Raw genomic sequence first — 21,939 nt, forward strand, 5'->3', positions numbered from 1 at the left:
CCCGGGTCCGCCGGCCGTTATGGCCGATCGGTCCGTGGTCGTGCTGCCGTGCATGGGGCCGCGGGCAAACCCGTGCCGGCCCCGCCGGGCGCCTCCTCCCGTGCGGCGCCCCTATCTTACATGATCTATCATGTGAAATTTGTCACGATCAATAATGTAGAATATGGAGATAAATCTTGCGGTGGGGTGACGGGGTCGGCACTCCGCCTGATATCCTACAGCCAGCCCTTCCGGTTGATGGCCACCGCGATGAGCGAGGAGACGATCAGGGAGAGGACGAGGATGATGAGGAACCCGTTCGGGTTGTCCTCTAAGGGGACCGGGACGTTCATACCGAGGAAACTCGCGATCATCGTCGGGATCGCGAGGATGATCGTGATCGACGTGAGGAGTTTCAGGATGTTGTTGAAGTTGTTTGATATGATCGAGGCGAAGGCGTCCATCGTCTCGGTCAGGATCGTCGAGTAGGTGTTCGCCATCTCGATCGCCTGCTTGTTCTCGATGATGACGTCCTCAAGAAGGTCGGTATCGTCCTCGTACATCCGGAGCGGCTGGAACGTCAGGGTCTTGTCGAGGACGATCTGGTTGCTCCGAAGCGACGTCGAGAAGTAGACGAGACTCTTCTTTAGGTTCATCAACTGGATCAGCTCCCTGTTCCGCATCGACTGGTTCAGTTCGGCCCCGATCCGGTCGGAGACCCGCTCGATCTGGCGCAGGTACTGGAGGAAGTAGGATGCGTTCAAAAAGAGGATCTGCAGGACGAACCGGGTCTTCTTGAAGGTATAAAACGACTTCACCCGGCCGTTCGCGAAGTCCTGGACGATCGGGTTCTCGCGGAGACAGACCGTGACGATGGTATCGGGCGTAACGATGATTCCAAGCGGCATCGTTGTGTAGAGGATCGTCTGCTCGGGGTAGGGGATCGGGATGTCGATGACGATCAGGGTGATGCCGCTCTCGGTCTCGGTCCGCGGGCGCTCCTCCTCGTCGAGCGCCGCCCGGAGGTAATCCCCCGGGACGGAGAGGTTTGCCGCGACCTCCTCGATCTCCTCGATCGAGGGGTTGATCAGGGAGACCCAGGAACCGGGCTCGAACCGGCCGGTCTCCTCCGTTTGGGGCACCGGAGTTGTCTCAACCGTCCGATAGATGCGGAGCATGCGGTTTGTCACCTCCTGATCCGTTCACAGGATAGGATTGTCCGCGTGGCGGGAAGAAGGTATGGACTTGTGTGTCGGGTAAAAAAAAGGGTTAGATGACCAGGAGCAGCGGCGCAAAGACCAGCGAGACCATGGACATCAGCTTCAGGAGAATGTTGATGGCGGGGCCCGACGTGTCCTTGAAGGGGTCGCCCACGGTATCGCCGACGACTGCTGCCTTGTGGGCCGGGGAGCCCTTGCCCCCGAGGTGGCCCATCTCGATGTACTTCTTTGCGTTGTCCCAGGCTCCGCCGGAGTTCGCCATCGTGACGGCGAGGAGGAACCCGGCCGCAAGCGAACCGACGAGGAGACCGCCGAGGGCTTCCGTGCCGAGGACGAACCCGACGAGGAGCGGCGCGGCGACGGCGAGGACGCCGGGCAGGATCATCTCACGGAGAGCCGAGTGGGTGGAGATGGCGATGCAGGAGGCGTAGTCCGGGTCGGCCTTCCCCTCCATGAGGCCGGTGATCTCCTTGAACTGGCGGCGGACCTCGTGGACGATGCTGTATGCGGCCTTCCCGACAGCCATCATCGTGATGGCGCAGAAGAGGAAGGGGAGCATCGCACCGATCAGGACGCCGATGAAGACGTTCGGGACCGCGACGTCGATGGTCGTGAGGCCGACCGCCTGGGTGTAGGCGGCGAAGAGGGCGAGCGCCGTCAGGGCCGCAGAGCCGATGGCGAACCCCTTGCCGATGGCGGCGGTGGTGTTCCCGACGGAGTCGAGGGTATCGGTGATCTCGCGGACCTCGGGCTTCTGGTGGGACATCTCGGCGATACCGCCGGCGTTGTCGGCGACAGGGCCGTAGGCGTCGACGGAGAGGGAGATCCCGAGCGTCGCGAGCATGCCGACGGCGGCGATCGCGATACCGTAGAGACCGGCGACCTGGTAGGCGATGTAGATCGCGATGGCGACGATCAGGACCGGCCAGATGGTGCTCTCCATACCCTTGGCAAACCCGGTGATGATGGTGGTCGCGGGCCCGGTCTCGCTTGACTTGACGATGGCAAGCGTCGGCTTCCGGTCAAACGAGGTGTAGTACTCGGTGATCAGGCCGATGGCGAACCCGGCGACGAGACCGGCGACGGAGGCATAAAAGACCCCGATGTACTCCGCCCCGAGGAGCAGGGTCACGAGGAAGTAGGTGGCGGCGACCGTCACGGCCATCGCGGCGAGGAGGCCCTTGTTGAAGGCCATGTGGATGGCGCTGCTCTCGGTCTTGTTCGTCCGGACAAAGAACGACCCGATGATGGACGCGATGATACCGACCGCGGCGATGAGCAGCGGGAGGAGGATCACGTTCATGACGTCGGCGTTCGCGAACTGGGTCGCCGCAACGGCGACACCGAGAACCATCGCGGAGATGATCGCGCCGACGTAGGACTCGTAGAGGTCCGCACCCATCCCGGCGACGTCGCCGACGTTGTCACCGACGTTGTCGGCGATGACGGCCGGGTTCCTGGGGTCGTCCTCGGGGATGCCGGCCTCAACCTTGCCGACGAGGTCGGCCCCGACGTCTGCGGCCTTGGTGAAGATACCGCCGCCGACACGGGCGAAGAGAGCGATCGAGCTTGCACCGAGACCGAACCCGGTCACGGCGGTGAGGACGTCAGCTTGCGGAAGCGCTGTTACGGTGCTGATGACCATGTACGCGATCGAGAGCCCGAGAAGCCCGAGCCCGACGACCGCCATGCCCATGACCGAGCCGCTCGAGAACGAGACCCGGAATGCATCCGCGATCCCTCTCCGTGCGGCGTTCGTCGTCCGGACGTTTGCGGCGGTGGCGGTGAACATGCCGATGTAGCCGGCGGTCGCCGAGAGCACCGCGCCGAGCACGAAACAGGCAGCGGTGAGGGGGTCGATCCCGATTGCAAGGACGACGGCAAGCACGATAACGAATATTGCAATAGCGCGGTACTGTCTGTTCAGGTAGACCATTGCCCCCTCATGGATGGCGGCAGCAATCTTCTGCATCAGTTCGGTACCCGTGCTCTCCCGCTTGATACTCATATACGAGTATCCTGCAAACAGGAGAGCAAGGACGGCACACAGAGGTGCCAGGTATACCAGATCCATCTCTTTCTATTCCTCCGATTGAGTAATATACAAAGGGATTTCACCCACTTAAATATGCGGAAAAGTCCCGGAGAGATCCGGTGATGGTTAACTGAAATCCATCACTTCGGGCTGGAGCGTCTGGAGATCGATCACGAACGCGCGCGCGGGCGTAGGATTGATATTCATCTGTTTCTGAAACGATGTCTGCGATTGCCACGTGCCCGTGTTCACCCCGAGGACCCCCCGGTAGCGGGTGATGCCGCAGATGTGGACGTGGCCCGTGAGGAGGATCTCGGGAAGGGGATCGATGACGAGCCGGTCGGTCTTCATCGCGGCGATGGGGGTCCGCATCCCGTAGGGAGAGGCGAGCAGCCGGCGTTTCAGCATCTCATCCATGATCTCGCCGGGCCGCTCGTAACTCGCCCCCGGGATGAGCCCGATCATGTCGTCGATCGACCGGCCGTGGTACATCAGGACCCGGACGCCCTGGAGGTTCAACAGGCAGGGGTTCTCCACGAGGGTGCAGTTTGCCGGGAACCTTGTGGTGAACTCCGGCGGGATCGCCGGCTGGGGTTCGGCCATCCTGACGACGTCGTGGTTCCCTGGAGCGGCAACGATCCGGATCCGTGAGGGGAGGTCGCGGAGCATCTCGCCGAAGACGTCATACTGCTCGTAGATGTTCTTGATCGTCAGTTCCTGGTCCTGGCCGGGGTAGATCCCGATACCGTCGACGAGGTCGCCGGCGATCAGGAGGTAGCCGGCATCCGAGTCCTGGAGCCAGTCGGCGAACCGGTTCCACCCGTCCTCGAGGAAGGTGTCGCTTCCCACATGGACGTCGGAGATGAGGACCGCTTTCCCCGGCCGATCGCTCTTGAACGGGGCGTTGTTGATCGGGACGTCGGGCCGGAAGAGCTGTTCGGCGAAGAAGAGCCCGCCGTCGCTTGAGAGTTTCCCCTTGACCCCGAGCACCTCGTCGGGGAGGATCCGTTCGGCCTCGGCAAACGAGTCGTCCCTCCCTTTGTTGAAGAGCACCCGGATGGCCCCGGTGGGGTCCTCCACCTCGACGAGCCGGTGCCCCTTCGCGGTCGTCCGGACGTCGGCCACCATCCCGATGACGCTGCACTCTTCGTCGCGGTAGCGGTGGGGGGACTTCTGGAGCGCCTCGATCGGCATCACGGTCATCCGGCTGCGGAGCATCCCGGCCAGGTTGTTGTAGCGGTCCCGGAAGTAGTGGACGGCGTCCTCGTGGCCGCTGACGCTTCCCGTGGTCCCGGCGCTCCCCATGATCACCTCGAGTTCCGGATCGACGAGGAACCGGGTTCCGTCCCGGACCTTCCGGAGCCCCGGGATATGCTCGGGGGAGACGACCGGGGTGCCGTCGGGGACCCCTGCCGCAATCCGGTCGATGAGCGTAGGATCGTTTTGCTCGCGGATGTAATCTACGACGTCGGGGTGGACCTGATGCTTCAGCGCAAGGAACCGGCGTACGATCTCGGCGTTGGCGAGCATGGACTCATGATATTCTCCCCCGGGCAATATGGGTTTATCTTTTTTCGCACTTCGCCTCCGGACAACCTATGTATATGAAGGGATAGCATTTTCTTTAGAGCAAATGTCGGATACCACCTGGCTGCAACGTGTAGCATTGGCCTTTGCGGCGTTCCGGGAGAGCGATCACCCGGTTGTCTCTCTCGCCCGGGACGTCCTCTGGGTCGTCGCGGTTGTGGGGGGTATCGCCCTTCTCCTCTACCTCTTCGCCGGCACCTGGCCGGCGGTGGTCACGATCGAGTCCGAGAGCATGGTCCCGAACATGAACGTCGGCGACCTGGTGCTCGTCGTCGACGAGGACCGGTTCGGGAGTCTCGTGACATGGGCCGAGGGGCAACAGACCGGGCATACATCCTTCGGGAACTACGGCGACGTGATCATCTACCGGCCGAACGGCGTCGACTCCGTTCACCCGATCATCCACCGGGCGATGACCTACGTCGATACCCCGGCGGTAGTTGAGTCGGGGCTCGGGGCTTACTACGCCGACCCGCACGGCGGCTACATCACCAAGGGGGACAACAACCCCTATATCGACCAGGGGAACCTCCGGCTCCCGGGCGTCGGGGTTGTCGAACCGGTCAGGAAGGAGTGGATTGTCGGCAAAGCCCTCGTCGCGGTGCCGCTCATCGGCTACCTCCCCCTGCACCTCGCCGAGTTCGCCGTCGTCGTCATCATCCTCATCCTCATCCACGACTTCGTCATTGCGCGCCGGAAAGGGAAAGACGAATAAATTGAGTTACGAGAGTTAGTACGATGCCGTATCCACTGCACGACCTGCTCGACGATGTGCTTGCCGGCCACCGGCTCACGGAAGAGGAGGCCGTCCGCCTCCTTTCGACCCGCGATCGGGACGTCTGGACGATCGCCGCCGCCGCGGACGAACTCCGCGAGGCGAAGGTCGGCGACCGCGTCACCTACGTCCGGAACCAGAACATCCACGTCACCAACGTCTGCAAGAACCTCTGCGGGTTCTGCGGGTTCGGGCGGCGGGCGGACGATCCGGAAGCGTTCTGCGACGACATTGCGACCGTGCGGGAGAAGGCCCGGACGGCGATGGCGCGGAGGGTCACCGAGATCTGCCTCCTCTCGGGGGTGCACCCCGACTACACGCTCGACTCCTACGTCGACCTCATATCCTGCGTCCGGGAGGCCGCGCCCGGCGTGGATATCCACACGGCAAGCCCCGACGAGATCGCCTGGGCGGCGGAGCGGAGCGGGGTCTCGACCGTCGCGGTCATCGAGCGGCTCCGCGAGGCGGGGCTCGGGACCCTCCAGGGGACGGCGGCCGAGATCCTGGTGGACGAGGTCCGGCGGGTGATCTGCCCGAGGAAGTGCGACACGGCGACATGGGCCCGGGTCATCCGCGAGGCGCACGGCATGGGCATCCGGTCGACAGCGACGATCATGTACGGCTCCTATGAGGGCGAGGCGGACCGCGCCCGACACCTCGCGATCCTCCGCGATATCCAGGACGAGACCGGGGGGTTCACCGAGCTCGTCCCGCTCTCCTTCATCCATCAAAAGACCCCCCTCTACCGGGCGGGGCAAGCCCCGCCCGGGGCGACCGGCCGGGAGGATATCCTGATGGTCGCGGTCGCCCGGCTCTTCCTCGACAACTTCGACCACATCCAGGTCTCGTGGGGGAAGGTGGGGACGAAGCTGACCGAGATGGCGCTTCTTGCCGGGGCGGACGACCTCGGAGGGACGATGTTCTGCGACGACGTCTCGGTCGATGCCGGCGGCGAGGGCGCCGACTACCTGGACCCGGCCGAGATGCAGCGGATCGCCGCGGACCTCGGCCGGACCCTCCGGCAGCGGACGACGACCTACGAGATGGTGTGAACCCGGGTTCACATCCTGTTTAAGGCCTCTCTCCCCGACATCCCGATCTCGACCCGGCGCTGGACCGCCGGAAGGTTCGCCGCCTTCACCTCGGCATCCATCAGGCCGTCGAGGTTGTCGAGGGTCGACTCCTCCGAGACGCCGACGATCGCCGCAGGAACCCCGACGTTCGCCAGCGCCTCGATATCGAACCCGGCAGTCCCGATCATCCCCTCGTCGGTCACCCAGACCATCAGGCTGGTGCCCCCGACCGGGATGACGTAGCCGTATGCGTCCTTGTAGCTGAGCCTTGTGCGCTGGTGGCACAGGATCTGTTGAGCCATGGCCGGCGGGATGCCCCCGATGAATGATAAGTGTTGCGCTCCTCCCGGGTGCGCACCCGAAAGTTCATCTCCTGACCGCGCCCAGAGAGATCATTCCGTCGCGCGAGACGGTTGAGGTGTATGACCCCGCCACTGCGACAGGTCCTCGAAGACGCGCTCGCCGGCCACCGGCTCACCGAGGAGGAGGCCGTCCGCCTCCTCTCGACCTGCGATCGGGACGTCTGGACGATCGCCGCCGCCGCGGACGACCTTCGCGAGGCGAAGGTCGGCGATACCGTCACCTACATCCGGAACCAGAACATCAACGTCACCAACCTCTGCGTGAACGCCTGCGGGTTCTGCGGGTTCTCCCGCAAACCGGGCGACCGGGATCTCTTCTGCTACGACGAAGCCGCCGTCCGCGCAAAGGCCCGGATGGCGGTAAGCCGCAATGTCACCGAGATCTGCACGGTGAGCGGCCTCCACCCGGAGTTCGACGCCCAATCCTACGTCGATATCATATCCTGGATACACGATGAGGCCCCCGCGGTCCACATCCACGCGAGCAACCCGATGGAGATGGCGTATGCCGCGAGAAAGAGCGGCCTCTCCACCCGGGAAGTGCTCATCGGGATGAAGCACGCGGGCCTCTCCACCCTCTGCGGGACGGCGGCCGAGATCCTGGTGGACGAGATCCGGCGGGTGATCTGCCCGGAGAAGATCGACACGGCGACCTGGGTCCGGGTCATCAAAGAGGCGCACAATCTCGGGATCCGGTCGACGGCGACGATCATGTACGGTCACTGCGAGAGCGAGGCGGACCGCGCCCGGCACCTTGCTATCCTCCGCGATATCCAGGACGAGACCGGGGGGTTCACCGAGTTCGTCCCGCTCTCCTTTGTCCACCACAAGACCCCCCTCTACCGGGCGGGACGCGCCCGGCCCGGGGCGACCGGGAGGGAGGACGTTCTCATGGTTGCCGTCTCGCGCCTTTTCCTGGATAACTTCGACCACATCCAGGCCTCCTGGGTGAAAGTGGGGACGAAGATGGCCGGGATGGCGCTTCTTGCCGGGGCGGACGACCTCGGCGGAACGCTCTTTGAGGAGAGCATCTCCCGGGAGGCGGGTGCGCGCGATACCGATTACCTGGACCCGGAGACGATGCGGCAGATGGTCGCGGACCTCGGGCGGACCTTCCGGCAACGGACGACGACCTACGGTCTCGTACCGGGTTGATCTCCGGGGACGGCCGGGATGCTTCGCCCCGGCTCTCCAATTCATGCCCGAAAAATTATAAATATCGTCAAATCCAGTACGCCTCCTCGTTACCGGCCGAATCCCGGTGATTGGGAGGTGAAAGAGATGGTAAATGGTCTCATTGGTCTTGCAATCCTCTTCTTTGTACTGGCACTTGTCTTTGCCTTATTGGGAGCACGGGGGGTTGCGGGGATGTCGATGTCGATCGCGAAGTGGCTGGTCATCATCTTCATCGTCCTCGCGATCATATCGCTGCTGCTCTGACCGCCGGCCGGGCTCGTGAGCCGTTTTATGGGGTTACGGGGCCCGGTGTCCCGGTCCTCAGTCCTCCGGCCGGAGGTACCTGACGATCGTATCCGCAACCGCTATGGCCTTCTGCATCGCCTGCTCGTCGTTGCGGATATCCCCCGGGTTATACCCCCTGCCGCAGACGTAGCCGAGGTACGAGAACTCGTGGGCGTTCAGGAACCCCTCCAGCGTCTCAAGCGACCGCTCGCCCCCCCGGTCGGCGCAGACAGCGACGGCTACGGCTCCCCTCCCCGAAAGCCTTCTGTCGTGGAAGAGGGAGTAGGTCCGGTCGATCAGGTTCTTCGTCTGGCCGTTGATGTCGTAGTAGTAGGTCGGGGCGCCGAGGACCAGCACCTCGCAGTCGATCATCTTCTGCGCGACGTCGGCCCAGTCGTCGTCCTCTATTGCGCACCATTTCGCCTCCCGGCAGGCCTCGCAGCCGGTGCAGGGCCGGATATCCATATCGGCAAGCGTCAGGTACTCGGTCTTTATACCCGCCTCCCGCACCCGGTCGAGGATGGTGGTGACGAGCGTCGCGGTGTTGCCGTTCCTCCGCATACTTCCGGAGATCCCGAGAACGTTCATACCCTACCCTCGCCCCCCTCGTTCTTGATGCTTGTGATCCGGGCATCGAGGTCGAGACTGCGGAATGCCGCGAGGATCTCGGGGACCGGGTCGCCGGGGCGGTAGAAGAGGTGCGAGGAACAGGCACAGTCGCTGCACCCGAAGTCGGGGACGGAGGCCCTGCCGAGGGCCCGGGCAAGATCGCACTCGCAGTCCCGTTCCGTCGCGGCGGTGACGGCGGCGGCGAGGGTGAAGCGCGGGGAAAGAAGGAGGTGGTCGATGTGCCACCGGGGAGAACGGTCGCGCTTTTGGGCGAGCCGGATATGCCGCATTACCCGGATAAGCCCGCCGCTCCCCCGGGCGGAACCCACGTAGATGTGCCGGCCGCGGGCAAACTCCCGCGCCCCGAGGGCCCCGATACGGACCTGGCAATCCGGGTTCTCGAGGATGAGGGCGTAGACCCCCTTATCCATAGAACCGGAGCGCCTCCCGCGCGGCCGCGATATGCCTCCCGCCGCCGCGGGCGACGGGCTCGCCGTGCCCGGGGTAGAGTCCCTCGACATCAAGCGCCGCGAGGCGTTCGATGGATGCCGCAAGTGCGGTCCGGTCCCCGCCCGGGAAGTCGTAGCGCCCGAAGGACCCGCCCGTAAAGACGGTGTCCCCCGAGAAGAGGACCTTCGCCGCTTCGTCATAGAGGCAGATCCCGCCCGGGGTGTGACCCGGGGTGTGGATTACCCGGAGATCGCCGACCCGGTCGCCGTCGGCAAGGACGGTCCGGGGGGCGATCCCGGGCGACCGTGCGCCGAAATGCATCGCGAGGCTCCGGGTGTCGTCGACGAGGCCTGGCGCGTCCGCAGCGTGGATGCAGACGGCGGCGTCGTTGCAGAGCCGCGCGATCTCTTTGACATGGGCGATGTGGTCGTAGTGGCCGTGGGTGATGATGATCGTCTCGATCCCTCCCGCATACGGCTCTACCGCCATCGGGAGAACGCCCGCGTCGATGAGGATGTTTCCGTAAACAAACGAGTTAGCGTAGGTCGTGCCGCTCGCGATCCACCGGACTGGCATGCAGACTAATATGGCTTCCAGACAAATGGTTCTTATGCACACCCTTGTTCATGCGTGCCTGCGCGGGGTCCCCCCGGAGGTGGAGACGATCGCCCGGGAGGAGGATCTCGTCCCCCACCGTGCCGCCCGGGCTGTCGCCCGCGGACGGATCGTCATCCCGGCAAACCCCGTGCGGCCGCACCGGCTCTGCGCCATCGGTGAAGGCTGCAGGGTCCGGGTCAACGTGAACGTCGGGACGTCGGGCACCCGGTGCGACGAGGATCTTGAGATCGAGAAGGCGCAGGCAGCCCTCCGGGAGGGGGCGGACGCGCTGATGGACCTCTCGACCGGGGGCGATCTCGTCCGGATCCGGCAGAGGATCCTGAAACTCGATGCGCCGGTCGGGACGGTCCCGGTCTACGAAGCGGTCCGGCGGGCGGGGAGTGCCGCGGACGTCGACGCCGACCTGCTCTTCTCCGTCATCCGGGAGCACTGCCGGCAGGGCGTGGACTTCCTGACCCTGCACTGCGGGGTGAACCGCCAGGCGCTCGCGTCGCTCCAGGCCGACCCCCGGACGATGGGCGTCGTCAGCCGCGGCGGGGCCTTCCACGTCGCGATGATGGCCGCGACCGGCGAAGAGAACCCCCTCTACGCCGAGTACGACTACCTCCTCGAGATCCTCGCCGAGCACGACGTCGTCGTGAGCCTCGGCGACGGGATGCGCCCGGGTGCGCTCGTGGATGCCGGCCGCCTCGCGAAGACGACCGAGTACCTGACGCTCGGCCACCTCGCAAAACGGGCGCTCGCCGCCGGAGTGCAGCGGATGATCGAGGGGCCGGGGCATATCCCGGCCGACCAGATCGGCTACAACGTCCGGATGCTCAAGGAGGTGACCGACGGCGCCCCGCTCTACCTGCTCGGCCCGCTTGTGACCGACGTGGCGCCGGGTTACGACCATGTCGTGGGGGCGATCGGCGGGGTGATCGCCTGCATGAACGGCGCCGACTTCCTCTGCATGGTCTCACCGGCCGAACACCTGGCGCTCCCGGACGTCCGCGACATCGTGGAGGGGACGCGGGTGGCGCGGATCGCGGCGCATGTCGGGAGCCTCTCCCGCGCCGCGGGGAAGACGAAGAACCGTGAGATCCGGATGGCGGAGGCCCGCCGGGCGCTCGACTGGGAGAAGCAGTTCGAGGCGGCGCTCACCCCCGAGGAGGCCAGGCGCATCCACGAGCGGGACGGGGAACTTGAGACCTGCTCGATGTGCGGCGACCTCTGCGCCGTCAAGATGGTGCGCGAGATCCTTCCGGGCCCGCAAGAGCGAACAGAGCCGTGAGAAGGGCCGCTCGCACCCTCTTCTCACTTCATCCCGGACTGCCCATCGATCCAGGCGATGATCGCGTCCCGGCTCCGCCGGTAGGCCGCAAGCACCTTCTCCTCGGTCCCGGCGGCCCGGGCAGGGTCGGGGAAGTCGACGTGGATCGTCTCTTTTGTCCAGGGGAACATCGGGCAGACACCCCCGGCGCAGAGCGCGATGGCGTAGTCCATCTCTTTGCCGTCGAAGAGGGTGAGGTCCTTCGCCCGCTGGCCCGAGATGTCTATCCCGATCTCGTCCATCACCCGGACGGCGAGGGGATCGAGGGCGGTCGGGGCAATCCCGGCGGAGCAGACCTCGTAGCGGTCGCCGTAGCGGGCGCGGAGGTAGCCTTCCGCCATCTGGGTCCGGGCGGCGTTGTTCGTGCCGATGAAGAGCACTCTCTGCTTCATGCCCCTCCCCTCTGCGGCAGGGTGAAAAAAGGTTACGTGACCGGCCTTCCCGGCCCGGTGTATCAGGCCTGCCCCGCGCCGAGGATCCGGACCGCGAGCAGGCCGGCGTTCTCGCCGTTATCGACCCCGACGCAGGCCACCGGGACGCCTTTTGGCATCTGGACGATCGAGAGGAGGGCATCGATGCCCATCAGTTTCCCGCTCACGGGGACGCCGATCACCGGCCGCCGTGTCTTCGAGGCCACGACGCCGGGAAGGGCCGCCGAGAGCCCGGCGATCGCGATGAAGACCCGGGCGTCGCTCCCTTTCACGTAATCGTCGAGCCTCTCCGGGTCCCGGTGCGCCGAGATCACCCGGTAGTCGTAGGAGACACGGTGCTCTTTTAAGACTGTAAACACCTTCTCTGCGATGGGGCCGTCGGAGGCCGAACCGCAGATCACCGCGACATCAACCATCCTCCTTCGGTATGCCCCTGCCCCCTCATCTCTCTGCCGGTATCGCACCGTGGAGAGGTTGATAAGAATCCGCATCCAAGTTCCTTGCAGGAACTGCGTCCCGACGTGACGCGACGATATGGACTGATCCACATGGAACACGAACCACTCCTTATGATCCCCGGCCCCGTGCCCATCCCGCAGCGGGTGCGGGCCGCAATGACGCGGCAGGCCATCAACCACCGCGGCCCCGAGTTCGGCGCCGCCTACGCGGACTGCGTCCGGACCTTAAAGACCCTCTTTGGCACCGAGAACGAACTCTACATCATCAGCGGCTCCGGGAGCGCCGGGATGGAGGCTGCCGTCGCGAACTTTGCCCGTGATAAGTCGATCGTCTCGCTCGTCAACGGCAAGTTCGGCGACCGGTTCGCGAAGATCGGCGGGCGGTACGGCACCGTCACCACTCTTGCGTCCGAGTGGGGCACCCCGCTCGACCTCGCGGCCCTCGAGCGGGAACTCGAGGCCGGGGCCGAGATCGTCACGATGGTCCACAACGAGACGAGCGCCGGGATCAAGAACCCCGCGCCCGAGGTCGCAAAACTCGCCCGGAAGCACGACGCCCTCTTCATCATGGACGGGGTCACGTCCATCGGCGGCGACGACGTCCGGATGGACGAATGGGGCGTGGATATCGCCGTCGTCGGGTCGCAGAAGTGTCTCGCGGCCCCCGCGGGGCTTGCGGCCATCGCCGTCAGCGACCGCGCCTGGGATCGGATCGCGGAGAAGCGCCCCTTCTACCTTGATATGGCCGCTTACCGTAAGAGCGGGAAGGGCACCCCGATGGAGACCCCCTACACCCCGGCGGTCCCGCTCTTCCTCGCGCTCCACGAGGCCTGCAAGATGATCGATGAAGAGGGTGTCCCCGCCCGGATCGCCCGGCACCGCCGGATGGCCGACGCCGTCCGCGCCGCGGCGAAGGGCTGGGGTGTCGACCTCTTCCCGACGCTCGACGAACATCACGCCTACTCGAACACCGCGACCGCGATGCGGATCCCCGACGGCCTTACCGACAAGGACCTCCGGGGGACCGTCAAGAAGTTCGGTATCGAGATCGCCGGCGGCCAGGACCACCTCAAGGGCAAGATCTTCCGGATCGGCACCATGGGCGGTGTCGGGGCGCAGGAGATCCTCGCGACCCTTGCGGCCGTCCAGTTCACCCTGAAGAAGTTCGGGGTTGCGGCCGACGACGGTGTCGAGGCAGCCGCTGAGGTGCTCCTCGGATGAAGATCGGGATCGCCGACACGACGTTTGCCCGGGTGGATATGGGCAGGATCGCCGCCGACGAGATCCGGCGGCACGCGAGTGTCGGGCTCGAGCGCTACGTCGTCCCCGGCATCAAGGACCTCCCGGTGGCCTGCAAGAAGCTGATCGAGGAGCGGGGATGCGACCTTGTGATGGCGCTCGGTATGCCCGGCGGGGCAGAGAAGGACAAGGTCTGCGCCCACGAGGCCTCCCAGGGCCTCATCCTCTGCCAGCTCATGACGAACAAACACGTCATCGAGGTCTTCGTCCACGAGGACGAGGCGAAGGACGCAAAAGAACTCGCCTGGCTGATGGAGCAGCGGACCCGCGAACACGCCGTGAACGCCGTCCGGCTCGCCCTCCACCCGAAGGACCTTGAGAAGCTCGCCGGGACCGGCCAGCGGCAGGGGTTCGAGGATGTCGGGCCCGCGCGCCTCTGACGCAAAAAGTGATGATTATCAGTATCCGGTGCGACTACTACCACAGGAAGGAATTGGAATGACGATAAAACTTGGATTCGTCGTCGCGGAGTTCAACCGCGACATCACCTATATGATGGAGATCGAGGCACGGGAGCACGCCGGCTTCCTCGGGGCGGAGGTGGCCGAGACGATCTATGTCCCCGGCGCCTACGACATGCCGCTCGCGATCAAGAAACTCCTGACCGACGGGACTGTCGACGCCGTCGTCACGATCGGGTGCGTCATCGAGGGCGCGACCCAGCACGACGAGATCGTCGTCCAGCACGCGGCCCGTAAGATAATCGACCTCTCCCTTGAGTTCGGAAAACCCGTCTCTCTCGGCATCTCCGGGCCGGGGATGACCCGGATGGAAGCGACCGAGCGTATCGACTACGCGAAGCGTGCCGTTGAGTCGGCCGTCAAAATGGTCCAGCGATTGGGATGAAGGGCCTCTCGGATAAGGTTGCGGCGATCGCCCCCTCGGCGACGATCGAGATCTCGAACGCCGCAAAGAGGATGGCCGCGGAGGGTGTCGACGTCATCAGCCTCTCGATCGGGGAGCCGGACTTCGATACCCCAGAGCACATCAAAGACGCCTGCATCGAGGCGCTCTCGCGCGGGGAGACCCATTACGCCCCGAGTGCCGGTATCCCGGCCCTGACGGCCGCGATCGCGGAGAAACTCACCCGCGAGAACGGCGTCCCGGTAAAGCCCGACGAGGTAATCGTCACCTGCGGGGCGAAAGACGCCATCTACGAGGCGATGGAGGCCGTCCTGAACCCGGGAGATGAGGTGCTCATCCTCGACCCCTCCTGGGTCTCCTACGAGCCCTGCGCCCGGCTCGCGGGTGCCACAGCCAGGCACCACCCGCTCTCCCCCGAGACCTTCCAGGTCGACGATACGCTGCTAGACGCCGTCGGCCCCCGGACGAAGCTGATCGTCGTCAACTCCCCCTCGAATCCCTCCGGCGCAGTGCTGAACACGGACTCGCTCCGGCTCATCGCCGATATCTGCCGGGACCACGACCTCTACGCGCTCTCGGACGAGATCTACGAGAAACTGGTCTACGGAAAAGAGCACGTCTCCCTCGCCTCCCTCCCTGATATGGCGGAGCGGACGATCACCATCAACGGGTTCTCGAAGGCCTACGCGATGACCGGGTGGCGGATCGGCTACGCGGCCGCTCCCCGTCCGATCGTCCGGCAGATGGAGAAGGTGCAGCAGCACACCATCTCCCACCCGACGACGTTTGCGATGTTCGGCGCCGTCGCGGCGCTCGAGGGTCTGCAGGACTGTGTTGAATCGATGCGCCGCGAGTTCGAGCGCCGGCGCGACTACCTCGTCCCGGCGCTCCGCGATCTCGGCTACACGACCGCTCCCGCAGACGGGGCTTTCTACGCCTACGTCAACGTCGACGGCGACGATATGGCGATCGCCCGCTCCTGGCTCCGGGACGCCCACGTGGCCGTCACCCCGGGAACTGCGTTCGGCACACCCGGCTGGCTCCGGCTCTCCTACGCGACATCGATGAAGAACCTCAAAGAGGCCGTCGAGCGGATTGCGCGGGTCTAGGACCCCGCCCTCTTTTCCCCGGATAACCGCTGGGCCCGCTCGTAGTACGGGACCGCCTCGGCTGAGCGGTCGAGATAGATGAGGGCCATCGCCTTCCCCTTGAGCGCCTCGACGTCATCGGGGCAGATGGCGAGCGCCCGGTCATAGCACTCGAGCGCCTCCTCGGAGCGCTCCAGGATCACGAGGGCGTTTCCTTTCGTGCTCCAGACCCCGGCATTCCCCGGATCGATCTTGAGCGCCTGCCCGTAACAGGCGAGGGCTTCGCTGTAGCGCCCGAGGATGAAGAGGGCAAGGCCCTTGTTGTACCAGGCGTCCGCGTTCTCCGGGTGGGCCCGGACCTCCTGGTCGTAGCAGGCGAGGGCTTTGTCGTAGTCCGAGAGGATCGAGAGGATGCTTGCTTTGTTCTTGCGGATCCGGCGGTTCTCGGGATCGATATCGAGCGCCCGCTCGTAGCAGGCGAGCGCCTCCTCGTACCGCCCGAGCCCGTAGAGCGCGTTCCCGTAGTTGTTCCAGACGACGGTGTTCCCGGTCTCTGTCCGGAGCACCGTCTGGTAGCAGGCGGCCGCCATCCCGTAATCCCCGAGGGCGTAGTAACTCTCGCCCCGGTGGTAGGACGCCCTCGCATGACCGCTATCGAGCCGGAGCGTCTGGTCGAAGCACTCGATCGCCTCCTCGTAGCGTTTCTGGGCAAAGAGGACGAGGCCTTTCTGGTACCAGATCTCCGGGTCGGCCGTGCTCTCCCTGAGCGCCCGGTCGAGCGAGGCGAGTGCGAGGTCGTAGCGTTTCAGCCTCCTCAGCGCCGTGCCTTTATGGTACCATATCCCCGTAAGGTCGGGGTTGATCCGGAACGCCCGGTCGTAACAATTGATCGCCTCACCGTAGCGTTCCAGGTGGTGCTGCGCCCGGCCCCGGTTGTACCAGGTCTCGGCGTCGTCGGGCCGGAGGGCGAGGGCCCGGTCGAACGACGCGATCGCCTCGTCGTAGCGCTCCAGGGCCGCGAGCGTGCAGCCCCGGGTCTGCCAGGCCTCGACGTGGCCGGGGTCGATCTCGAGCGCCCGCTCGTAACAGTCGAGCGCGTCGTCGTACCGGTTGAGGAGGAGGTGGACCGTCCCCCGGGCATACCAGGCGACCCTGTTCCCGGGGTCGGCGGCGACGACCCGGTCGTAGCACTCGAGGGCCGCATCGTACCGCCGTTCGGCGGCGAGCGCCGCACCCCGGGCCGTCCAGGCCTCGATCCGGTCCGGGTCGATCGCAACGACCCGGTCGTAGCAGGCGATCGCGTCGGACGTCCGCCCGAGCTTCCTGAAAGCGTGCCCCCGGATGAGCCAGGCGCCTGCCGTCCCGGGGGCGAGTTCCACCGCCCGGCCGCAGTACTCGGCCGCCTCCCGGTAGTGCCGGAGGTTGTAGAGCGCCTCCCCGCCGGCGCACCAGAGGCGGGCGGAGGTCGGGTCGGCCCGGATGGCCTGTTCGAGACACTCGGCTGCCTCCCGGTAGCGCCTGGCGGTCGTGAGGGCGCGTCCCTTGTAGTAGCGGGCGGCGGTGGTGCCGGCATCCAGGGTGAGCGCCCGGTCGTAGCAGGCGATGGCCCGGTCGTACTGCCCTTGCTCACAGTAGGCCCGTCCCTCTCTGCACCACGCCCCGGCGCTCTTCTTCCAGGGAAGCTCCATCTGGTGATGGATAGCGGTCCTCAGACAAAAGGGTTTCGATAGCAGCCGTGGGTTATCGCCTCTCCGGGAGAGAAACTTCCCTCTGCCGTCACCCTGTCCCGGGGCTGCATTCCCCCGGTGTGCGGGATCGATTTGGCAACGCATACATGCTCCAGGATCAAAACCCGGAGTGGGGCAACCATGAAGAGGATGCGTGATATACCGGACCGCGACCGTCCGCGCGAGAAACTGGCAACACGGGGGCCGGAGGCGCTCACCAACGCCGAGCTGATCGCTCTCCTCCTTGGCCGGGGCACGAAAGGGCGGGATGTCCGGGAGGTTGCGGGCGAGGTCGAACGCTACCTGAAGGATGCCAGAGGCGGTCCGTCCTACGACGCCCTCCTCGCGATCGACGGTATCGGTTCCGCAAAAGCCTGCGAGATCATGGCCTGTTTCGAGCTCGGGCGGCGGTATCTCGGGGACGATGGGCTCCACGGGACCCGGATCACCAGCCCCGAGGACATTCTCCCGCTGGTCGCCGAGTTGCGGGACAGGAAGCAGGAGCACTTCCTCTGCATCACCCTCAACGGCGCCGGGGAGGTGATCGAGCGCCGGACCGTCACCGTCGGTATCCTGAACCAGAGTCTCGTCCACCCGCGGGAGGTCTTTGCCGAGGCGATCACCGACCGGGCCGCCTCGGTCATCCTGGTCCACAACCACCCCTCCGGCACGCTCGACCCTTCCACCCAGGATATCGGGATCACCCGGCAACTCGTCGAGGCCGGATCGATCCTCGGCATCCGGGTGCTCGACCATATCATCGTCACGAAGCGGGGGTATGTCAGCCTCAAAGAACTCGGGCACCTCTAGTGCGGGAACGGCGCCCTCATACCCGCCCGCAAAAGCGGACGGTTCTCTCCCGGTTTTCTTCGGAATTCCGGGAATTCGCGAGATTTCTGCAGATAATCTTCCCGCTCCACTCCCGATCCCAAAAAAGTTTATCACCCCTCGTCTGCCAAGAGTATACGAGGCAGACTTACATGAATACTGGATTTCTCCGGGTGCTGCTCGATCCCGGACGTTTCTTTGAAGCACGTATGCAGGGGGAGCCGAGCCTGAAGGTGCCGGCGCTGATCGCGCTCGTCATCGGGATCATCGGCGCCGTATCGGCCGCACTCTCGGCGAACGTGACTATCGCAGCCTTCCCCGCCGACATGCAGGCCTTCGGGTCGATCGGGGTGGCGATCGCCGTGGTCGGCGGCATCATCGGGGGATTCTTCACCTGGGTTGCCTTCGGCATCGTCTTCTACATCGTCTCGATGCTCTTTGTGGGGGATGGCGACCTCAAGCGGACGCTGGAGTTCACGGGCTACGGGCTCCTCCCCCAGGTCTTTGGGGGCATCATCGGGGCGGTCTTCTCCTACCAGCTCATCTCAAACCTCACGATCCCGACCGCATCGAGACCCGAGGATATCGCGGTGGTGGTGGAGGCCCTCACCAACGCCATGCTGGCCGATCCCCTCACGCAGATCATCGGGATCATCTCGATCCTCTTCCTGATCTGGAGCGCAAACATCTGGATCTTCGGCATGAAGTATGCACGCAACCTCTCCACGCGGAACGCCGCCCTCACCGTCGGGATACCCGTGGGGCTGTACATCCTGATTAACCTCGTCACACTCATCGGGTTGATGTAAATGAGACCTCGTTACCTTATCCTACTCTCAATCTTCTGCGTCATCGCAGCACTCACCGGACCGGCCAGCGCCGGCCCGGCCGACATCACCGTGACCTCCTCCACGCTCGACCCGCAGGTCCTGATGAAGGGGGATACCGGGACGCTCACGATCGTGATCCAGAACACCGGTGCCGAGACCGTCGCCATCAAGAGCGCCCGGCTCTACGGCAGCGGGGTCGTTCCCTTAAGCGAACCCTACCCCTCGGTCGGGGAGCTCGGCGCCGGGAACACGAAGACATTCACCTTCACCGTCCGGGCGGATGGGGGCGAAGGGACGTTCTACCCGCAGTTCGTGCTTGACTTCCGTAACGACGGCAGCCTCCGCCACCCGGTCCCCGTCCAGGTCGAGGATACCCCGCTCAGCGCCTCGGTGATCAACAAGCCGGACGCCTTTGCCGAGGGCCGGACGGCCGACATCACCGTCCGGGTCGGCAACCCCCGCCCGAACGCCGCTTCCGGCGTCCAGGTGATCCCGATAGGAACGGGCTTCACCGCCACCCCGACCGGCGGGTTCGTCGGCGCCCTCGCGCCTGACGCGGCCGGGACGGTCACGTTCAACCTGACCCCGACCGCCGAGACGGACGTCACGTTCCAGGTCGTCTGGAGGAACGGCATCAACACCCACACCGCGGATCTCGTGCTGCCGGTCACGTTCGGCGAAGACAAACGGCAGGCGGACCCGGTCATCACGAACGTCGAGGTCACCCCCGAGGCCGGGAGGTACCGGGTCGTCGGCGATATATCGAACGCGGGCCTCGAGTCCGCCCGGTCGGTGGTGATCGCCCCCGGCGCCCCGGCAGCCCCCACCGATCCCTTCCGGATCTATGTCGTCGGAACCCTCGATCCCGACGACATCTCCTCGTTTGAGGTGACGTTTAAGGCCGAGAGAAACGTGACCGAGGTCCCGATCGTCGTCGAGTACCGTGACGGCGACGGCAACCGGTATACCGCGACGACGATGGTCGGGCTCGGCGGTGCAACCCTGCCCGCCGAGGGATCGGGCGGCGATCTCCCGGTCGTTGCCATCATCGTCGTCGTCCTCGTCGCGCTCGGGATCGCCGGTGCCATCTACTACTCCTGGAGACGGACGTAACGACGATGCCGGTCATCAGTTTTGATGCGGTCAGGAAGGTCTATCCCCTCCCGGCGGGCGACGTCGTGGCGCTGGACGGCGTCGATCTCGCCATCGAGGAGGGCGAGTTCGTCCTGATCATGGGGCCGTCGGGGTCGGGGAAGTCGACGCTCCTAAACATCATGGGCTCGCTCGACGTCCCGACCTCGGGCGAGGTCACCATCGCCGAAAAGAGGATCAGCAGGATGGACGACGACGAACTGACGCTTCTGCGGCGGGACCACATCGGGTTCATCTTCCAGCAGTTCAACCTCATCCCGCTCCTCTCGGTGGTCGAGAACGTCGAGTATCCCCTGATCCTGCGTGGCCAGCAGAACGGGTCCCGCGAGAGGGCACAGGAGGTCCTCGCCGCCGTGGAGATTGCAGAGACGCACTTCTCCCACAAGCCAAACGAGCTCTCGGGCGGGCAGCAGCAGCGGGTGGCGATCGCGAGAGCACTCGTCAACGACCCCGACTTCCTCCTCTGCGACGAACCGACCGGGAACCTGGACTCAAAGACCGGGACCGCGATCATGACCCTCCTCGACCGGATGAACCGCGAGGAGGGCAAGACCATCGTCATGGTCACCCACGACCCGCGGATGACCGACTACGCCGACCGGACGATCCGGCTCGTCGACGGGAGGGTGGCCGAGTGACCTTCTTTGACCTCGCCCGCCGGAACGTCACCCGCCACTGGCTCCGGTCGGTCCTCGCGGTCGTCGGGATCGTCATCGGTGTCGTCGCGATCGCGTCCCTCGGGATCATGGGCAACAGCATCGGCCTGATGTTCGACGACATGGTCAGCGACGTCGGGGATACCCTCATCGTCTCCCCGGCGATGGGGTCGGGGAGCGACAGACTCACCGACCGGCAGGTCGACGATATCAAGCGGGCGGTTGGCTCAAACCAGGTCATACCCTTTGCGACGACCGTCGACAAGATCACCGTCGGCGGGGCATCGAGCGGCGCGATGATCTACGCGATCCCCGCCTCCGATATCCCGTCTCTCCTGGAGACGGAGTCGGGGGGCTACCCGAGGGATACGGGCGCCGGTTGCCTGATCGGGAGCCAGCTTGCCGCGAACAGCCAGGAGAACGGCCTGAAACTCGGTGCCCGGGTCCGGATCGGCGACGAGACCCTCCGGGTGGTTGGCGTCCTCAAAGAGCGGGGGATGGGGTTTGACATCAACCCCGACTACGCCATCGTCGTGCCCTACGCCTGGTACTCGAACCACTACAATGAGAAGGAGTACGACCAGGCGATCGTGAAGGTCCGGGACGTCAACGACATCGATGCGGTCAAGGAGTCGATCGATCAGCGGATGAATCGCCGGGAGGACACCGTCAACGTCATGGATACCCGGGGGATCCTCGAGAGCGTCTTCTCTGCCGCCGACTCGATCACGGTCTTTCTGATGGGGATCGGCGCGGTCTCGCTCCTTGTCGCCGGGGTCTCGATCTTAAACGTCATGCTGATGTCGGTGACCGAGCGGATCAAGGAGATCGGGGTTCTGCGGAGTATCGGCACCCGCCGGAGCGAAGTGATGCGGATGTTCATCTACGAGGCCCTCTTCCTCGGGGTTGCGGGCGCCCTCATCGGGGGGGTGCTCAGTTTCGGTGTCGGCTACGTGATGACGGCGGTCCTCGTCGGGAACCCGGACTTCCTCTTCAACCCGGCAAGCCTCCTCTACATCGTCTTCGGGATGGGGTTCGGCGTCTTCACGAGCGTGGCCTCCGGGCTCTACCCGGCGTGGAAGGCGGCACAGTTGAACCCGATCCAGGCGCTCCGCCACGAGTGAG

The 21,939-nt window shown here is 65.2% G+C and carries 24 protein-coding genes; 14 read left to right on the forward strand and 10 right to left on the reverse strand.

Annotated elements, in window-relative coordinates; genetic code table 11:
• Nucleotides 1-215: 215 nt before the first annotated feature.
• The 3 genes from QZ650_RS10530 to QZ650_RS10540 all read right to left on the reverse strand — a co-directional run bounded on the left by QZ650_RS10530 (nucleotide 216) and on the right by QZ650_RS10540 (nucleotide 4,764).
• Nucleotides 216-1,157: a magnesium transporter CorA family protein gene (locus QZ650_RS10530; protein WP_292519303.1), complete on the reverse strand. Its 942-nt coding sequence runs from the start codon at nucleotides 1,155-1,157 to the stop codon at nucleotides 216-218.
• 91 nt (nucleotides 1,158-1,248) lie between these two features.
• Nucleotides 1,249-3,273: a sodium-translocating pyrophosphatase gene (locus tag QZ650_RS10535; RefSeq protein WP_292519301.1), complete on the reverse strand. Its 2,025-nt coding sequence runs from the start codon at nucleotides 3,271-3,273 to the stop codon at nucleotides 1,249-1,251.
• Nucleotides 3,274-3,360: 87 nt separating this feature from the next.
• Nucleotides 3,361-4,764, reverse strand: coding sequence for a DNA-directed DNA polymerase II small subunit (locus QZ650_RS10540; protein ID WP_292519299.1), 1,404 nt, complete (start codon nucleotides 4,762-4,764; stop codon nucleotides 3,361-3,363).
• Between the two features lie 103 nt (nucleotides 4,765-4,867).
• Here QZ650_RS10540 and QZ650_RS10545 point away from each other — a divergent pair, with 103 nt between their 5' ends.
• Both QZ650_RS10545 and cofH (QZ650_RS10550) read left to right on the forward strand, forming a co-directional pair.
• A complete protein-coding gene (locus QZ650_RS10545; RefSeq protein ID WP_292519297.1) occupies nucleotides 4,868-5,536 on the forward strand; it encodes a signal peptidase I in 669 nt (222 codons plus the stop codon).
• Between the two features lie 23 nt (nucleotides 5,537-5,559).
• The gene (cofH, locus tag QZ650_RS10550) at nucleotides 5,560-6,648 is read left to right on the forward strand and encodes a 5-amino-6-(D-ribitylamino)uracil--L-tyrosine 4-hydroxyphenyl transferase CofH (RefSeq protein WP_292519295.1); all 1,089 of its coding nucleotides are present in this window, start codon (nucleotides 5,560-5,562) and stop codon (nucleotides 6,646-6,648) included.
• Nucleotides 6,649-6,656: 8 nt separating this feature from the next.
• Here the strand turns inward: cofH (QZ650_RS10550) and QZ650_RS10555 are convergent, their stop codons facing one another.
• On the reverse strand, nucleotides 6,657-6,971 hold the full coding sequence (locus QZ650_RS10555; protein ID WP_292519293.1) for a DUF1805 domain-containing protein: 315 nt from the start codon (nucleotides 6,969-6,971) through the stop codon (nucleotides 6,657-6,659).
• Between the two features lie 120 nt (nucleotides 6,972-7,091).
• On the opposite strand from QZ650_RS10555, the gene cofH (QZ650_RS10560) reads away from it, so the two are divergent.
• Both cofH (QZ650_RS10560) and QZ650_RS10565 read left to right on the forward strand, forming a co-directional pair.
• Nucleotides 7,092-8,186, forward strand: a complete 1,095-nt coding sequence (gene cofH, locus QZ650_RS10560) for a 5-amino-6-(D-ribitylamino)uracil--L-tyrosine 4-hydroxyphenyl transferase CofH (protein WP_292519291.1) — start codon at nucleotides 7,092-7,094, stop codon at nucleotides 8,184-8,186.
• Nucleotides 8,187-8,312: 126 nt separating this feature from the next.
• The gene (locus QZ650_RS10565) at nucleotides 8,313-8,471 is read left to right on the forward strand and encodes a DUF1328 domain-containing protein (RefSeq protein WP_248534945.1); all 159 of its coding nucleotides are present in this window, start codon (nucleotides 8,313-8,315) and stop codon (nucleotides 8,469-8,471) included.
• Between the two features lie 57 nt (nucleotides 8,472-8,528).
• Here the strand turns inward: QZ650_RS10565 and QZ650_RS10570 are convergent, their stop codons facing one another.
• Genes QZ650_RS10570 through QZ650_RS10580 form a run of 3 tightly spaced genes read right to left on the reverse strand, consistent with a single transcriptional unit; the run spans nucleotide 8,529 to nucleotide 10,127 of the window.
• Nucleotides 8,529-9,080 (reverse strand): flavodoxin family protein, encoded by a 552-nt coding sequence (locus QZ650_RS10570; protein WP_292519287.1) that lies wholly within the window; start codon nucleotides 9,078-9,080, stop codon nucleotides 8,529-8,531.
• Nucleotides 9,077-9,532, reverse strand: coding sequence for a DUF123 domain-containing protein (locus tag QZ650_RS10575; protein WP_292519285.1), 456 nt, complete (start codon nucleotides 9,530-9,532; stop codon nucleotides 9,077-9,079). Before QZ650_RS10575 ends, QZ650_RS10570 begins: the two co-directional genes overlap by 4 nt.
• On the reverse strand, nucleotides 9,525-10,127 hold the full coding sequence (locus QZ650_RS10580) for an MBL fold metallo-hydrolase (protein WP_292519283.1): 603 nt from the start codon (nucleotides 10,125-10,127) through the stop codon (nucleotides 9,525-9,527). Before QZ650_RS10580 ends, QZ650_RS10575 begins: the two co-directional genes overlap by 8 nt.
• A gap of 25 nt (nucleotides 10,128-10,152) precedes the next feature.
• Here QZ650_RS10580 and thiC point away from each other — a divergent pair, with 25 nt between their 5' ends.
• The gene (thiC, locus tag QZ650_RS10585; RefSeq protein WP_292519281.1) at nucleotides 10,153-11,442 is read left to right on the forward strand and encodes a phosphomethylpyrimidine synthase ThiC; all 1,290 of its coding nucleotides are present in this window, start codon (nucleotides 10,153-10,155) and stop codon (nucleotides 11,440-11,442) included.
• A 23-nt stretch (nucleotides 11,443-11,465) separates the two neighbouring features.
• On the opposite strand, the gene QZ650_RS10590 is transcribed toward thiC, so the two are convergent.
• A complete protein-coding gene (locus QZ650_RS10590) occupies nucleotides 11,466-11,873 on the reverse strand; it encodes an arsenate reductase ArsC (protein ID WP_292519279.1) in 408 nt (135 codons plus the stop codon).
• Between the two features lie 62 nt (nucleotides 11,874-11,935).
• Nucleotides 11,936-12,328 (reverse strand): 5-(carboxyamino)imidazole ribonucleotide mutase, encoded by a 393-nt coding sequence (purE, locus tag QZ650_RS10595; protein ID WP_292519277.1) that lies wholly within the window; start codon nucleotides 12,326-12,328, stop codon nucleotides 11,936-11,938.
• A 132-nt stretch (nucleotides 12,329-12,460) separates the two neighbouring features.
• Here purE and QZ650_RS10600 point away from each other — a divergent pair, with 132 nt between their 5' ends.
• The 4 genes from QZ650_RS10600 to QZ650_RS10615 are packed head-to-tail and all read left to right on the forward strand — an operon-like array spanning nucleotide 12,461 to nucleotide 15,642.
• On the forward strand, nucleotides 12,461-13,591 hold the full coding sequence (locus QZ650_RS10600) for an alanine--glyoxylate aminotransferase family protein (RefSeq protein WP_292519275.1): 1,131 nt from the start codon (nucleotides 12,461-12,463) through the stop codon (nucleotides 13,589-13,591).
• On the forward strand, nucleotides 13,588-14,049 hold the full coding sequence (gene ribC, locus QZ650_RS10605; protein ID WP_292519273.1) for a riboflavin synthase: 462 nt from the start codon (nucleotides 13,588-13,590) through the stop codon (nucleotides 14,047-14,049). The genes QZ650_RS10600 and ribC overlap by 4 nt, the downstream gene beginning before the upstream one ends.
• A 58-nt stretch (nucleotides 14,050-14,107) precedes the next feature.
• A complete protein-coding gene (gene ribH, locus QZ650_RS10610) occupies nucleotides 14,108-14,515 on the forward strand; it encodes a 6,7-dimethyl-8-ribityllumazine synthase (protein WP_292519271.1) in 408 nt (135 codons plus the stop codon).
• Nucleotides 14,512-15,642 (forward strand): pyridoxal phosphate-dependent aminotransferase, encoded by a 1,131-nt coding sequence (locus QZ650_RS10615; RefSeq protein WP_292519268.1) that lies wholly within the window; start codon nucleotides 14,512-14,514, stop codon nucleotides 15,640-15,642. The genes ribH and QZ650_RS10615 overlap by 4 nt, the downstream gene beginning before the upstream one ends.
• Here QZ650_RS10615 and QZ650_RS10620 read toward each other — a convergent pair.
• Nucleotides 15,639-17,309: a tetratricopeptide repeat protein gene (locus QZ650_RS10620; RefSeq protein ID WP_292519266.1), complete on the reverse strand. Its 1,671-nt coding sequence runs from the start codon at nucleotides 17,307-17,309 to the stop codon at nucleotides 15,639-15,641. The genes QZ650_RS10615 and QZ650_RS10620 overlap by 4 nt on opposite strands.
• A 180-nt stretch (nucleotides 17,310-17,489) precedes the next feature.
• Between QZ650_RS10620 and radC the strand changes: the two genes are divergently transcribed.
• From radC to QZ650_RS10645, 5 genes are all read left to right on the forward strand, one after another.
• Nucleotides 17,490-18,158 (forward strand): DNA repair protein RadC, encoded by a 669-nt coding sequence (radC, locus tag QZ650_RS10625; RefSeq protein WP_292519264.1) that lies wholly within the window; start codon nucleotides 17,490-17,492, stop codon nucleotides 18,156-18,158.
• Nucleotides 18,159-18,328: 170 nt separating this feature from the next.
• Nucleotides 18,329-18,985 (forward strand): Yip1 family protein, encoded by a 657-nt coding sequence (locus QZ650_RS10630; RefSeq protein WP_292519262.1) that lies wholly within the window; start codon nucleotides 18,329-18,331, stop codon nucleotides 18,983-18,985.
• Complete coding sequence (locus QZ650_RS10635) at nucleotides 18,986-20,119, forward strand: CARDB domain-containing protein (RefSeq protein WP_292519260.1); 1,134 nt, start codon at nucleotides 18,986-18,988, stop codon at nucleotides 20,117-20,119. It begins immediately after the preceding gene.
• A gap of 5 nt (nucleotides 20,120-20,124) precedes the next feature.
• Nucleotides 20,125-20,796 (forward strand): ABC transporter ATP-binding protein, encoded by a 672-nt coding sequence (locus QZ650_RS10640; protein WP_292519259.1) that lies wholly within the window; start codon nucleotides 20,125-20,127, stop codon nucleotides 20,794-20,796.
• Nucleotides 20,793-21,938, forward strand: a complete 1,146-nt coding sequence (locus QZ650_RS10645; protein WP_292519257.1) for an ABC transporter permease — start codon at nucleotides 20,793-20,795, stop codon at nucleotides 21,936-21,938. Before QZ650_RS10640 ends, QZ650_RS10645 begins: the two co-directional genes overlap by 4 nt.
• Nucleotide 21,939 lies beyond the last annotated feature (1 nt).

It is taken from the genome of Methanoculleus sp. (genome assembly GCF_020696975.1).
GTDB lineage: Archaea > Halobacteriota > Methanomicrobia > Methanomicrobiales > Methanoculleaceae > Methanoculleus.